We start from the raw sequence: 14,259 nt of genomic DNA on the forward strand, positions 1-14,259 counted from the left end.
AACCTCGTACCCCCCGCGGGCCGCCGCACCTCCTTCCCCTTCTCCTACGCCCTCCTCCCTTTCCCTGAGCGGAGCGCCGCGCATGCCGCTGCCACCCCGACCCCGATCCCCCCGCCCCCGGGTGCTGCATGTCGTGCAGCCCGTCGACGGCGGTGTCGCGCGCGTGGTCGCGGATCTGACCCGGGCCCACCACGCGACGGCCACGGACACGGACACCGGTGCCGACGGCCCGTACCGCATCGCCGTGGCCTGTCCGCAGGACGGCCCGCTGTCCCGGGCGGTACGGGATCTCGGCGCCGACTGGTACCGGTGGGAGGCGACCCGCTCCCCCGGGCCCTCGCTCGCCGGTGAAGTCCGGGCGCTGGCACGGCTGGTGGACGCGGTGCGCCCCGACGTGGTGCACGCGCACAGCGCGAAGGCGGGGCTCGCGGCGCGGCTCGCGGTACGCGGCCGGAGGCCGACCGTGTTCCAGCCGCACGCCTGGTCCTTCGAGGCCGTCGGCGGGGCCACCGCGCGGCTCGCCCTGCGCTGGGAGCGCGCCGGTGCCCGCTGGGCGTCGCGCGTGGTGTGCGTCAGCGCGGCGGAGCGGGCCACCGGGATCGCCGCCGGTATCCGGGCGGACTGGGCGGTGGTCCCCAACGGTGTGGACACCGCCAGGTTCGCCCCGGGCGACGCGGCGACCGCCCGCGCCACGCTGCCCGCCCTCGACGGGACCGGTGACGGGCCGCTCGTCGTGTGCGTGGCGCGGCTGTGCCGGCAGAAGGGGCAGGACGTCCTCCTGCGCGCGTGGGAGACCGTCGCGGCCCAGGTGCCCGGCGCGCGGCTCGCCCTCGTCGGCGACGGGCCCGACGCGCGGCGGCTGCGTACGGCGGCGCCCGCCGGGGTCGTCTTCGCGGGCGCCGCCGCCGACGCGGCCGACTGGTACCGGGCCGCCGACCTCGTCGTCCTGCCGTCCCGCTGGGAGGGCATGGCGCTGGCGCCGCTCGAAGCGATGGCCTGTGCGCGGGCCGTCCTCGTCACCGATGTCGACGGCGCCCGCGAGAGCCTGCCGCCCGGCCATGCCCCATACAGCCTCGTACCGCCCGAGGAGCCCGGCGCGCTCGCGCGGGCCGCCGTCGGGCTGCTGCGGGACCCGGGGCGGCTGGCGGCGCTCGGCCGGCAAGGGCGCCGGCACGTTCTCACCACCCACGATGTGCGGCACGCCGCCGACGCGGTCGCGGCCGTCTACCGCGGCCTGCTCGGCACGGCGCACACCGAGTGCAGGGAGTCCATCACCTCGTGACTGCGGACAGCACCGTTCCCCCTCCCGCGGGGCAGCCACGCGCGGCGGGGCACGCCTCCTCCGTCGCGGTCCTCCACCCGCGCACCCCCCACGGCGGGTTCCGCCCGCCGCCGGGGCGGCTCGTCGAACCCCGCACCCGGCACCTGCCGCTGCTCGCGGTGGACGGCGCCGCCGCGCTCCTGAGCACCCTGGCCCTCAGCGCGCCGCAGCGGCACCCGGTGCTGGTCGCGCTCCTGATCGCCGGGGTCGGCGGCTGGAACGCGCGCAGCGCGCCGCGCCGCACCGTCGCGCCGCCCGCCCTCCTCGACGAACTGCCCGCCCTGTGCGGCCGGATCCTCGTCGCCTGGGCCCTGCTCGCCGCGCTCGTCGCGGCCGTCGCGCCCGGCCACGCGCTGTCGCCCGGCACCCTCCTCGTCGCCTGGTCGCTCCAGACGCTGTCGAGCTGCGCGGGGCGCGCCGTCGTGCACAGCAGACGGCGCGCCGCGCTGGTGCGGCAGCCCCGCGCGGCCCTCGTCATCGGGCCCGCCGACACCGCGCAGCGCGTCGCCGCCGCCTTCCTGCGCCAGCCCAACTGCGGGGTGCGGCCCGTCGGCATCGTCTCCGCGCCGTCCGCCCAACCCGCGCAGTCCGGCAAGCGCTCCGACGCGGGCCCGGGGCTCCCCGTCCTGTCGTCCGACGAGGAAGTGCAACGGGCGCTCATCCAGAACGGGGTGCGGGCCGCGCTCGTCGTCGGCGCCGACGCGGGCCGCCGCCACGCCCCGCTCCTGCGCACCCTCGGCGACCAGGGCTGCGCGCTGTGGCGGATCGAGCCCGACTCACCCGCGTACGACACGCTCGACGGGCCGTCGCACGGCGGGCGGATCGCCGGGTTCGCGTACCGGCCGCTGGCGTTCGTGCGGGCGGGGCGGCGGCGGGTGGGCAAGCGGGTCCTCGATGTGACCGTGTCGGGGGCGCTGCTGCTGGTGAGCGCGCCCGTGCTGCTGCTGTGCGCGGTGGTCCTGCGGGTCAGTGACGGGCCCGGTGTGGTGTTCCGGCAGGAGCGCATCGGCAAGGCCGGACGGCCGTTCACGCTGCTGAAGTTCCGTACGCACCGCCCGGCCGACCCGCACGAGGCCGCGACCCGGTGGAGCGTCGCCGACGAGCAGCGCATGCGCCCCTTCTGCCGCTTCCTGCGCCGCACCTCGCTCGACGAACTGCTTCAGCTGTGGAACGTGTTCCGGGGCGACATGAGCCTCGTCGGGCCGCGCCCCGAACGCCCCTACTTCGTCGCCAAGTTCAGCCAGACGTACACCGGTTACGCGGCCCGGCACCGGATGGAGACCGGGATCACCGGGCTCGCGCAGATCCACGGGCTGCGCGGGGACACCTCGATCGAGGACCGGGCCCGCTTCGACAACGCGTACATCGACAACTGGTCGCTGTGGCAGGACATCTGCATCCTGCTGCGCACGGCCGCCGCGCTCGTCCGGCCGACGGGGAGCTGAGCCGGTGACCCAGTCGACGCCGACGGCACCGGGCCTGACGGCCGCTCCCGCGCTCGGCCTGCTGTGCGCGCGGGGGCGGCTGTGGGGGCGGCGGTACGCGCCCGTCCTGCCGGTGGTCCTCGTGGTCGCCCTCCTCGGGCTGCCCGCCGCGCCCGGCGGCGGGGGCTCCGGCGACTCCGGCGGCGGCACGGTCGCCGACGCCGCGTCCGGGCTGCTCGTCGTCTGCTGCGCGCTCGGGCTGCTGCGGCGGGCCCGGCGCCCGCTGACCCGGACCGCCGCCGTCGTCCTCGCGCTGCCCGTCGCCGGGATCGCGGTCGCCGCGACCGGCGCCGCCGACGCGGCATCCGGGCTCACCGGGCTCGGCCGCTACCTGCAGATCTTCGTCCTGGTCCCCGCCGCCGTCCTCCTCCTGGTCCGCGACCGCGCCGATCTGCGCCTGGTCGCCTGGGCGTTCACCGCGCTCGCCCTCTGGCAGGGCGGCATCGGCGTCCACCAGTACGTCACCGGCACCGGCGCCTCCTACATGGGCTCCGACATCCGCGCCGTCGGCACCTTCGGGGCGGCGGACGTGATGGGGATGTCGACGGTCGTCTCGTACGGACTCGTCTGCGCGGTGGGGCTCGCGCTGGGCCGTGACCGCGAGGGGCCGCGCGACCCCGCGACCCGCACCCGCCGCCTGGCCGCCCTCGGCTGCGCGCTGCTGCTCCTGGTGCCGCTCGCGCTGTCGTTCAGCCGGGGCGCCTGGATCGCGACCGCCGTCGCCTGCGCCGCGCAACTCCTGCTCGCCGGAGTACGGCGGGCCGTAGCGGTCGTCGCGGCGGCCGGTGCGGTGGTCGTCGTCCTGGTCGGCGGGGTCGGGGTCGGCACCACGCAGCTCCAGGAGCGCCTGGACAGCATCACGCGGGTCACCGCGCAGCCCGACCAGTCCGTGGTCGACCGGTACACGATGTGGTCGGCGGCGTTCGACATGTGGCGCGAGCATCCGGTGACCGGGGTCGGCCTGAAGAACTTCCCCGAGTACCGCGACAGCCACGCCTCGCTCGCCCTGTCCTCCGGCAGCGACACCGCGGGCGCGGGCGCCGCCTTCCGCCGCCAGCCGCTGCTGTCCCCGCACAACATGTACCTCCTCGTCCTCAGCGAACAGGGCGTGATCGGGCTGACCGCGCTCGCCGGGAGCTGGGCGGCGCTGCTGGTGTGCGGCCTGCGGAGACTGGCGAACGCGCGGCGGCGGGCCGGCCTTGGAGGAGACCGGGGCGCGGACTGCGGGCTGCTCGCCTGCGGCCTGCTGATCTGGCAGCTCGTGGACTTCGCGTACGCGGACATCGGCGGCCCCTCGACCGTGCTGACCGCCGTGGTCCTCGGCATCGTCGCCTGGTGGGCGCTGGCCGACCGGGCTCCGGCACCGGCCCTCGCGCGCGTCGGCGCGTTGCCCGGAAAGGCCGTCGCCCGGTGACCCCGCCCACGGGCCCGGCGCCCCAGGTCACGGACGGTCCCCCGACGGCACCGCTCGGACCGCCGCGTACCCCGCACGGCGAGGCACCGCACGCCGAGGCGCCTCCTGCGGACGGCGGGCCCGCCGCCACCAACCGCTTCCTCGCCCGCGCCGCGCTCGTCACCGGGGTGCTCGCCGTCGCCGGGGCGCTGCTCGGGCTCGGGCGGGACCAGACGCTCGCCCATCTGTTCGGCGCGGGGCTCGACACGGACGCGTTCCTGGTGGCGTGGACGGTGCCGGAGTTCGCAGCGACGCTGCTGATCGAGGACGGGATGGCGTTCGTCCTCGTACCGGCGTTCAGCGTGGCGCTCGCGCGGCGCGCAAGGGGGCAGGGGCAGGTTGAGGGCCAGGGTCAGGGCGGCCAACTGGCCGATCCCGTAAGGGAGTTCGTGGCCCGTTCGCTGCCGCGCCTCGCGCTCGCCCTCGCGGCCCTCACCGTGCTCCTCGTCGCCGGGGCGCCGCTCCTCGTCCGACTGCTCGCCCCGGGCCTGCCGGACCCGGAACTCGCCGTCGACTGCACCAGGATCATCGCGACCTGCGCGTTCTCCTTCGGCCTGGCCGGATACGCCAGCGCCGCCCTCCGCGCCCACCGCCGCTTCCTCGCACCCGCCACGATCTACGTCGCCTACAACATCGGCATCATCACGACGATGTTCGTCCTCGGGGGACGCTGGGGCGTACGGTCGGCGGCGATCGGGGTCGCGATCGGCGGCTGTCTGATGGTGGCGGCGCAGGCGCCTTCGCTGTGGCGGGAGTTGAGGGGGCGGCGCCGGGCCCCCGCCGCTCCGGACACGGCGGGCGAGGAGCCATCGGCGCGTCCCGAACCTGTCCCGGTGACGGGCCGGCGCATCACCGGAATGGTCCTCATCTCCACCGTGCTGCTCTTCGCGCTCTGCCGCCAGTGCCAGGTCCTCATCGAACGGTTCCTCGGCTCCTCGCTGCCGGCCGGCGCCATCTCGCATCTCAACTACGCCCAGAAGGTGGCGCAGATGCCGATGGTGCTGTCGCTGATGCTCTGCACGGTCACCTTCCCGGTCGTCGCACAGGCCCTCGCCGACGGCGACACCGAACGCGCCCGGATCCGCGTCGAACGCGACATCGCGCTCGCCGCCCGCACCGTCCTGCTCGGCACCGCCGCCGTCGTCGCCTGCGCCCCGCAACTCATCCACCTCCTCTTCCAGCGCGGCGAGTTCACGGCGGCGGACACGGCCGCGACGGCGGGCGTCATGCGCGTGTACGCGCTCGGGCTGCTCGGCCACACCCTGGTCGGCGCCCTGTCCCGTACGTACTTCTCGGCGGGGCGGCCCACCTGGTACCCGACGGCCGCGATGGCCGTGGGCATCGTCGTCACCGGCGGGGTCGGCGTGTGGGCGGTCGGGCCGTGGGGCGTACGGGGCATCGCCGCCGCCAACGCCCTCGGCATCACCGTCGCCGCCGTCCTCCTGCTGGCCGGCACCGGCGCCCGCACCGTGCCCCTGCACCGCCTCCGCGTCCTCGCCGGACTCGTCCGGCCCGTCACGGCGGCGCTCTGCGCGACCGGCGCGGGCCTGCTGTGCACGGTCCGGATCGCGGACCCGCTGCTCGCCGTGGTGGCGGGCGCGGCGGCGGTGGCGGCCGTGTTCGCCCTGGTCCTGGTCCTCCCCGTCCCGGGCACCCGTACGCCCGCTCTCTCCTCTCTCGCCCGCAGGACTCCCGGTCTCCGCTCCCTCGGCAGAAAGCGCGCCCATGTCCGTTGACCCGCTCCCCGCCGCATCCGACGGCCCGGCCGCCCCCGCCGGGCGGCGGTCCGCCGGGGCCCCCGAGTGGATCGCCATGTACCACTCGGTCTCCCGCACCCCGGACGACCCGTACCGCATCACCGTCACACCCGAACGCCTCGACGACCAGTTGCACCGGCTGCGGCGGCGCGGACTGCGGGCCGTCGCCATGACCGAACTGCTCGCCGCGCGGGCCGCCGGATCGGCGCGGAACCTGGTCGCGCTCACCTTCGACGACGGCTACGCCGACTTCACCGAGCACGCCCTGCCGATCCTGCGCAGGCGGGGATGCGGCGCCACCTTGTTCGTCCTGCCGGGCAGGCTCGGCGGCGACAACGCCTGGGACCCGCTCGGCCCGCGCAAGCCCCTCCTCTGCGCCGACGGCATCCGGCACGCCGCCGCCCAGGGCGTCGAGATCGGCTCCCACGGCCTCACCCACACCGACCTCACCCAGGCCGACGACGCGACCCTGCGCGCCGAGACGGCCGACAGCCGCGCCCGGCTGCGCGAGCTGACCGGCCAGGAGATCGCGGGCTTCTGCTACCCGTACGGCACGGTCGACGCCCGCGCGATCGAGGCGGTACGGGCAGCCGGGTACCGGTACGCGTGCGCCATTGCGCCCGGTCCGCTCGCCGGGGACCTCGCGCTGCCCCGGGTGCACATCGGGCAGGAGGACACCGGGATGCGGCTGGAACTCAAACGGCGGATCAGCCCGTTCCGGCGCCCGATGCCGCCGGTTGATCAGGCGCTGCCTGCTCAAAAGTCGCCCTCGCTGGAGTCGCCGTGAGAGTGCTGCACGTCATCACGGGGCTGGGCGTAGGGGGCGCGGAGCAACAACTCCGCCTGCTCCTGCGCCACTTGCCCGCGCACTGCGACGTGGTCACGCTGACCAACCCGGGCCCGGTCGCGGACGGCCTCACCGCCGACGGCGTCCGCGTGGTCCACCTCGGTATGACGGGCAACCGCGACCTGCGCGCCCTGCCCCGCCTCACGGCCCTGATCCGCGCGGGCCGCTACGACCTCGTCCACACCCACCTGTACCGGGCCTGCCTGTACGGGCGGATCGCGGCACGGATCGCGGGGGTACGGGCGGTCGTGGCGACGGAACACTCGCTGGGCGAGGCGCACTTGGAGGGCCGGCCTCTCACGGCGGGCGTACGCGGCCTCTACCTCGCCGGCGAACGCCTCGGCCGCGCCACGGTCGCCGTGTCGCCGACGGTCGCGGACCGCCTCCGGCGCTGGGGAGTACCGGCCCAGCGCATCCACGTCGTCCCCAACGGCATCGACGCGGGACGCTTCCGCTTCGACCCGGCGGCCCGGACGCGCGTCCGCGCGGGGTTGGGGCTGCCGGAGGAGGCGGTACTGATCGGAGCGGTGGGCCGCCTGACCCCGGCCAAGCACTTCGACGTACTGATCAGATCCCTCCCCGGACTCCCGTCCACGCACCACGTGATGCTGGTGGGGGACGGCCCGGAGGCGGCGGGGCTGCGGCGGGTGGCGAGGGAGGCGGGGGTGGGGGCCCGGGTCCACTTCACGGGCGAATGCCCTCAGCCCACCGCGTCGGCGAACGAGGACTCCCCCTCCGTGCTGCCCGGCCCGCTGTCCGACCTGCTGTCCGCCATGGACGTCTTCGCCTCCCCCTCCCCCGAAGAGGCCTTCGGACTGGCCGTCCTCGAAGCGCTGGCCGCCGGCCTCCCCGTGGCGTACGCCGACTGCCCGGCCCTGGACGACCTCCCGAACGGCCCGCCCGCCCAGGCGACCCGCGTCCCGAGCACCCCCCAGGCCTTCGCCACCGCCCTACGGCACCCCCCGTCCCTCCGGGACCGCACCACCCCCCACCCCGCCGTCCACCACTACGACATCGCCCACAGCGCCACCCGCCTCACCCAGCTCTACGAGAAAGTGACATCCCGATGACCGAGAACCCCAGCCGGCGGCCCCTCCGCCCCGGCCGGCCGGGCGCCCGGCTCCGGTCCCGCGCCCACCGGGTCCCCACCTGGTCCGTACTCCCCGCGTGCGCACTCGTCGGCGCCCTCGCCGGTGGCGTGTACGGCGTCGCCAAGACACCCGAGTACACCGCCACGAGCTATGTGATCGCCGTCCCGACAGCGAAGTCCGACCCGGCGACCGCGCTCGGCTTCGCGCAGGCGTACGGCCGCGTCGCCACCCAGCTCGCGGTACTCGGCGACGCCCAGGTCTGGGCGGGCGTACCGGTGGGAACGCTGCGCGACAGCGTGCGCGCGGAGACCTCGCCGGACGCCCCGATGGTCGCGATCTCGGCCACCGCACCGCGCCCCGCGCAGGCCGCCGACATCGCCAACGCGGTGTCCCGCGCCCTGACCATCAACGCCAACCAGACCGAGCGCGACACCCGCGTCCAGCTCCTCCAGTTCTCCCGCGCCGTCAAACCCGCCGAGCCCACCTCGACATCGGCGCCGGTCACGGCGCTGGTGGGCGGCTGCGCGGGCGCGCTGATCGGCGGTCTCGCCCTGCTGGTCCGCCCGCGCCGCGTCCGCGACGACCTCCCCGCCTCGGTGCCGAGCCCGGCCCCGGCGGCGGACCTCCAGCGGTGAGCGGCAGGCCCACCGAGCCCCTGCGCATCGAACTGTGCCGGGACGAGGCCGAGTTCACCGCGCTCGGCGCCGACTGGAACCGGCTGTACCGGCGGTGCCGGTCGGTGACGGCGTTCCAGAGCCACGCGTGGCTGCACTCGTGGTGGATGTCGTACGGGAGGCCCGGTCGGCTGCGGGTGGTGCTCGTACGGGACGCGGACGGCGAACTCGTCGCCGCGGCGCCGCTGATGCTGGTCCGCGCACCGCTGCCCGCGCTGGTCCCGCTGGGCGGCGCGATCTCCGACTTCACGGACGTCCTCCTGGACGACGAGCGCGCCGAACCGGCGGCCCGTGCCCTCGCCCACGGTCTCGCCGGGGCGGCCCGTACGGCGCTGGTCGACCTGCGCGAGGTACGGCCCGGCGGCGCGGCCGAACGCGTCTACGCCTGCTGGCCGGGCCCGCGCCGCGCACTGCCCGACTCGCTCTGCCTGGAGCTGCCCGCGCTCCCGATGGACGACCTGGTGGCCCGGCTGCCCACACCCCGCGCCCAGCGCGCCCGCGCCAAGATGCGCAAGATCGACGCGGTCGGCGTACGGCGGCGGGTGGTCGGCGCGGACGAGGCCGAGGGCGCCGTACGCACCCTGCTCGACCTGCACCGGCTCCAGTGGCAGGGCCGGAAGGTGACGACCGAGCATCTGCGGCCCCGGTTCTGCGAGCACCTGATCCGGTCGGTCGGCCCGATGGTCCGCTCCGGCGCCGCCGTGGTCACCGAGTTCCGCCTCGACGACACGGTGGTCGCCGCCGACCTGACCCTGCTGGCCCCCGGCCTGACAGGCGGCTACCTGTACGGCGCCCACCCGGACCTACGGGACCGCAAGGTCGACGTGGCGACGATGCTCCTGCACGCAAGCACGGAGCACCTGAGCGACAGCGGCGTACTGAGCCTCCTACGAGGCAACGAACCCTACAAACACCACTGGCGCCCCTCACAGGTCACCAACCAACGCTTCCTCCTCTCCCGCAAACGCACGGCCCCCCTACTGGCAGCAGCAATGTGCAACGCAAAGGCCAAATCCCAGGCAAAGCAACTACTGCGACTGCACAGGGACAACCCATGAACCCACACAAGGGGCGCGGGACTGTGACATATGCGACTCCGCCACGAGGACACACCCTGCGCAAGGACGCACCCATTAAGGGGCGCGGGGAACTGCGCAACAACCCGCGCCCAAAGACAACCTCACCCCCGACGGTCGTACCAATCGAACCGCAGACACAACTTCCCCCCGAGCCAGTACTCCACCCAGTCACCGAGATTCACAGGCGAACACCCGGGCTGATGGGTCGGCGGCTTCACCGGCGGAACCACTGGCGGCTTGACCGGCGGAGTCGCTCCACCCGACAACAACGCCCGGTACACAGCCGTCGACTTCGGATTGCGCCCACACTGCCAGACCCCATGCGGACAGTAGTCCGTAATGGTGTTGTAGACCGGCTTGTGCGCGTTCATCCACTCGATCATCCGCCGCATGTATTCCGCGTTGTCGCCGTTACGGAACAGCCCCCATTCCGGGTACGAAATGGCCTTCCCGTGCGCCTTCGCGAAATCGACGTGCTGCTGAAGCCCGTACGGCTCCTTGATCTGCTGGTCGAAATCCATGCCGCGCGGCTGGTCGTAGGAGTCCATGCCGATGATGTCGACGGTGTCGTCACCGGGATAGCACTCGGTCCAGGGCACCGCGTCCCGCCCCCGACTGGGCGTGAAATCGAAGCGGAACTTCTGCCCCGGCACGGACCGCATGGTGGTGACGATCCGGTTCCAGTACGTCTTCCACGCCTGCGGATCCGGCCCGCAACGGTGGCTGTACGTAACGCCGTTCATCTCCCAGCCGAGCACGATCACGGTGTCCGGGATCTTGAGGTCGACGAGCCGCTGCGCGAGGGCGCGGTAGTGCCCGTCGAAGTCACCGGCGGCGCCTTGGCGCAGGTTCTCCCGGACCCGGCTGTCGCTCAGCCCCTCCTCGTTGCGCTCGGCCATGGGCACGTTGAGGACGAACAGCCGGTCGGGGTCGGCGCGGCGCCAGGTCGCCCAGTTGCCGAGGAAGTCGACGTTGCCCTCGATGCCGGCCCAGCGGTCGCCCGGCAGGTAGGTGTGGCCGACCCGGAGATCCGCGCCGCCGAGCCATGTGGACAGCTCGGTGATGCGGTCGACGCCCCGGGGCCCGTAGTCGAGGTAGGCACCGAAGGCGGGCGGCACGACAGGTTTGACGGGAGCCGTCGGAGCCGTCGGAACTGTCGGAGCCGTCGGAGCCGTCGGAACTGTCGGAGCCGTCGGAGCCGTGGGCGCGGTCGGTGCCGTTCCGGTGGTGGGTGCCGTAGCCGTCGTGGGCGTGGGCGTGGCCGCCGTCGGATCGGTGGGCGCCTCGGGGGCGGGCGGTGGTGTCGGTGCCGCGGTCGGCGGCCCGCTCCCCGCGATGCCGCCGGGTACGGCGAGCGCCGTACCGGACGCGAGGGCCGCGGACGCGACGACCCCCGCGGCGATCGAGAGAAGCCGTCTCCTGACGGTCCCGCGCTGCTGACTGGCCATACCTGCTCCTCGGACTGGTGTGCTCCGCGTTCGACTCTGTCTGCTGATTCCGACCGTGCCTGCTGAATTCGACCCTGCCTGCTGACGCCGAGTCATAAATATTTCTATTGCGCCGATCGAGCCCCTTAACCCATTGCGGGCAGGTCTCCCCCGGTCGGGTCAGTGAAAGTGGAGGAGATGACCGTGTCCTTGCTCGATCCCCGAGTTCCGGCCGTCCTGCTGCGGATCGACCGGAACCCTTTTCATCACGGCACACTCGGCGCCGTACGCTCACTCGGGCGCTGCGGAGTCGAGGTCCACGCCGTCGCGGAATCCGCCGGAAGTCCGGTGCCGCACTCCCGTTTCCTGCACCGGATGCACCCTCCCCCGCACCCCGGCGCGCTGCTCCCCGACATCGCCGCCACGCTGCGCAGGGTCGCCGCCCGCGTGGGGCGCCCGGCCGTGCTGATCCCGATGGACGACGCGGGCGCCATCGCCGTGAGCGGCCTCTACCGCGAGCTGACCGACCTGTTCCTGCTGCCGGGCCAGCCGGGCGGACTGGCGGAACGCGTCGCCGACAAGGCCGAACTCGCCGAGGTCTGCCGCGCCCTGGACATCCCGCACCCGGTGACCCTTGTCCCGCAGAGCCCGGCGCAGGCGGCGGCAGCGGTCTGGCAACTGGGCCTGCCGGTGGTCGCGAAGTGGAGCCGCCCATGGCTGCTGCCCCCCGGCTCGGGCCTGCGCAGCACGGTGCTCCTGAAGTCCGCGCTGGAGGCGGAGGCGCTGTACCGGCGGGTCGGCGAGGCGGGCAGCCCGCTGCTCCTCCAGGCGTATCTGCCGCCGGGCCCGCGCCGCGACTGGTTCTTCCACGGGTACGCGGACCGGTCGGGCACGGTGCACGGCGGCGGCTCCGGCTGGAAGCACCGCGCCTGGCCGCCCGGCGCGGGCCTGACCGCCGTGGGCCGCTGGCTGCCCAACCCGCACCTCCAGTCGGCCGCGGAGGACCTCGTACGCGTCCTCGGCTACCGGGGCATCCTCGACCTCGACTTCCGGCTCGACCCGGCGACGGGCACGTACCACCTGCTCGACTTCAATCCGCGGCCCGGCGCACAGTTCCGGCTCTTCGCCGACGGGACCGGGCTCGACGTCGTACGAGCGCTGCATCTCGACCTCACGCACCGGCCGCTGCCGGACCCGGCACCGCTGCCGGGCCGCACGTTCGTGGTCGAGAACTACGCCCCGCTCGCCGCCCTGCGCACCCTCACCGCACCGGACCCCCGGCACGAACTGGCGTGGTACGCGAGCGACGACCGCGCGCCCGGTCTGGCCATGGCCACCTTGTGGTGCCGCCATGTGGCGCACCGCCTGCCGGGCCTGCTGCGGCGCGGCGGCGCCGCACCCGTGCGGGCGCCGGGCCTGTTGGCACGTCAGCCGAACGGCACAGGACCGGACGGCACAGCACCAGACATCGCCGGGACCGCCCGGCGCGACGACGAGAAAGCGAGCAGCTGTTGATGTACGACCTGGTGGTGGTCGGGGCCGGACCCTACGGCCTGTCGATCGCGTCGCACGCGGCGGCGTCCGGCCTCAACGTCCGTGTCTTCGGGCGGACGATGGCGTCGTGGCGCGACCACATGCCCCGTGGCATGTTCCTGAAGTCGGAGCCGTGGGCATCGCATCTGTCCGACCCGGAGAGCCGGTTCGGCCTCGACACCTACTGCGCCGGCATCGGCGTCGCCGCCCGGCACGCCGAGCCGATCCCGGTGGAGACCTTCGCGCGGTACGGGATGTGGTTCGCGGACCGTGCGGTGCCCGGGGTCGACCAGCGCATGGTCACGGGGGTCGGCACCGGGCCCGGCGGCTACCGTGCGGTCACCGAGGACGGCGAGATCGTGCACGCCCGCACGGTCGCGCTGGCCATCGGTGTCCTGCCGTTCACGGAGATCCCCGCCGCGCTGCGCCACCTCGGCCCCGAACTGGTCTCGCACAGCAGCCACCACGAGGAGCTGCTCCGCTTCCACGGCCGGGACGTCACCGTGGTCGGCGCAGGACAGGCCGCCCTGGAGACCGCCGCGCTCCTCGCCGAACAGGGCACCCGCGTCCGCGTCCTGGCCCGCTCGGACCGCCTGAACTGGAACACGGTGCCGCTCCCGTGGCAGCGCCCCTGGTGGCAGTCGGCCCGCACCCCGCACAGCGGCCTGGGCCCCGGCTGGCGCAACTGGGGCTACTCGGAACTGCCCTGGGCCTTCCGCCGCCTCCCGGAGGCCACCCGCACGCGGATCGCGTCCTCGGCGCTGGGCCCGGCGGGCGCCTGGTGGCTGCGCGACAGGGTCGAACCGAAGGTGGAAGTCCGCCTCACCCACCACATCACCGGGGCGACACCGACGAACAACGGCGTACGCCTGGAGGTGACGGGCCCGTCCGGCCCCCTGGCCCCCTTCGAAACGGACCACGTCATCGCGGCAACGGGCTTCCGCCCCACCTGCGACCGCATCGCCCTGCTCTCGGACGAGCTACGGGACGGCCTGGCCTCCTGCGCCGACGGCTCACCGGAGGTCAGCACGGACTTCGAGTCGACCTGGCCGGGCCTGTTCCTGGCGGGCCTGGTCACGGCATCGTCCTTCGGCCCGTCCATGCGCTTCGTCCACGGCGCGACCTACACGGCACCCCGCCTGGTAAAGGGCGTAAACCACCACCTACGCCACCCGGCCCCCAAACTCCCGTCCCCCACCAGCCCACCCCCCACAAAAAGAACCCTGAGCCGCGCATAAGCCCCTCAAGGGTCACAAAGAGCCGGTCCCCCGTAAGCCACGGGGAACCGGCTCTTTTTTAAGGGGCGCGGGGAACCGGCTCTCTCTTCAGGGACGCGGAGAACCGGTTCTTTCCTCAGGGACGCGGGAAGCCGGCTCTTTCCTCAGGGACGCGGGGAACCGGTTCTTTCCTCAGGGACGCGGGAAGCCGGCTCTTTCCTCAGGGACGCGGGAAGCCGGCTCTTTCCTCAGGGACGCGGGAAGCCGGCTCTTTCCTCAGGGACGCGGGAAGCCGGCTCCTTCTTCAGGGACGCGGAGAGCCGGTTCTTTCCTTAGGGGCGCGGGGAACTGCGCACCCAGCCACAACGAACCCGCA

General features: G+C 74.2%; 11 protein-coding genes. 10 read left to right on the forward strand and 1 reads right to left on the reverse strand.

What is annotated here, in order from left to right; genetic code table 11:
- Window positions 1–82 precede the first annotated feature (82 nt).
- The 8 genes from ACIQNU_RS15705 (at window position 83) to ACIQNU_RS15740 (ending at window position 9,685) form a co-directional block, all read left to right on the forward strand.
- Window positions 83–1,282, forward strand: coding sequence for a glycosyltransferase family 4 protein (locus tag ACIQNU_RS15705; RefSeq protein WP_401366157.1), 1,200 nt, complete (start codon window positions 83–85; stop codon window positions 1,280–1,282).
- The gene (locus tag ACIQNU_RS15710; RefSeq protein ID WP_401366159.1) at window positions 1,279–2,766 is read left to right on the forward strand and encodes a sugar transferase; all 1,488 of its coding nucleotides are present in this window, start codon (window positions 1,279–1,281) and stop codon (window positions 2,764–2,766) included. The genes ACIQNU_RS15705 and ACIQNU_RS15710 overlap by 4 nt, the downstream gene beginning before the upstream one ends.
- 61 nt (window positions 2,767–2,827) lie before the next feature.
- The gene (locus ACIQNU_RS15715) at window positions 2,828–4,219 is read left to right on the forward strand and encodes an O-antigen ligase family protein (RefSeq protein WP_401366416.1); all 1,392 of its coding nucleotides are present in this window, start codon (window positions 2,828–2,830) and stop codon (window positions 4,217–4,219) included.
- Window positions 4,216–5,994: a murein biosynthesis integral membrane protein MurJ gene (gene murJ, locus ACIQNU_RS15720; RefSeq protein WP_401366161.1), complete on the forward strand. Its 1,779-nt coding sequence runs from the start codon at window positions 4,216–4,218 to the stop codon at window positions 5,992–5,994. The genes ACIQNU_RS15715 and murJ overlap by 4 nt, the downstream gene beginning before the upstream one ends.
- A 76-nt stretch (window positions 5,995–6,070) precedes the next feature.
- A complete protein-coding gene (locus tag ACIQNU_RS15725) occupies window positions 6,071–6,802 on the forward strand; it encodes a polysaccharide deacetylase family protein (RefSeq protein ID WP_401366417.1) in 732 nt (243 codons plus the stop codon).
- Window positions 6,799–7,932, forward strand: a complete 1,134-nt coding sequence (locus ACIQNU_RS15730; RefSeq protein WP_401366162.1) for a glycosyltransferase — start codon at window positions 6,799–6,801, stop codon at window positions 7,930–7,932. The genes ACIQNU_RS15725 and ACIQNU_RS15730 overlap by 4 nt, the downstream gene beginning before the upstream one ends.
- Window positions 7,929–8,588, forward strand: coding sequence for a lipopolysaccharide biosynthesis protein (locus ACIQNU_RS15735; protein ID WP_401366164.1), 660 nt, complete (start codon window positions 7,929–7,931; stop codon window positions 8,586–8,588). The genes ACIQNU_RS15730 and ACIQNU_RS15735 overlap by 4 nt, the downstream gene beginning before the upstream one ends.
- Window positions 8,585–9,685 carry a GNAT family N-acetyltransferase gene (locus tag ACIQNU_RS15740; protein WP_401366166.1) on the forward strand — a complete coding sequence of 367 codons (1,101 nt, stop codon included), beginning with the start codon at window positions 8,585–8,587 and terminating at the stop codon, window positions 9,683–9,685. Before ACIQNU_RS15735 ends, ACIQNU_RS15740 begins: the two co-directional genes overlap by 4 nt.
- A gap of 122 nt (window positions 9,686–9,807) precedes the next feature.
- On the opposite strand, the gene ACIQNU_RS15745 is transcribed toward ACIQNU_RS15740, so the two are convergent.
- On the reverse strand, window positions 9,808–11,154 hold the full coding sequence (locus ACIQNU_RS15745; protein WP_401366168.1) for a glycoside hydrolase family 26 protein: 1,347 nt from the start codon (window positions 11,152–11,154) through the stop codon (window positions 9,808–9,810).
- Window positions 11,155–11,337: 183 nt separating this feature from the next.
- Here ACIQNU_RS15745 and ACIQNU_RS15750 point away from each other — a divergent pair, with 183 nt between their 5' ends.
- On the forward strand, window positions 11,338–12,648 hold the full coding sequence (locus tag ACIQNU_RS15750) for an ATP-grasp domain-containing protein (protein WP_401366419.1): 1,311 nt from the start codon (window positions 11,338–11,340) through the stop codon (window positions 12,646–12,648).
- Window positions 12,648–13,904: an NAD(P)-binding domain-containing protein gene (locus tag ACIQNU_RS15755; protein WP_401366170.1), complete on the forward strand. Its 1,257-nt coding sequence runs from the start codon at window positions 12,648–12,650 to the stop codon at window positions 13,902–13,904. Before ACIQNU_RS15750 ends, ACIQNU_RS15755 begins: the two co-directional genes overlap by 1 nt.
- The last annotated feature ends 355 nt before the right edge of the window (window positions 13,905–14,259 follow it).

The sequence above is a fragment of the Streptomyces sp. NPDC091292 genome (assembly GCF_044757265.1).
GTDB lineage: Bacteria > Actinomycetota > Actinomycetes > Streptomycetales > Streptomycetaceae > Streptomyces.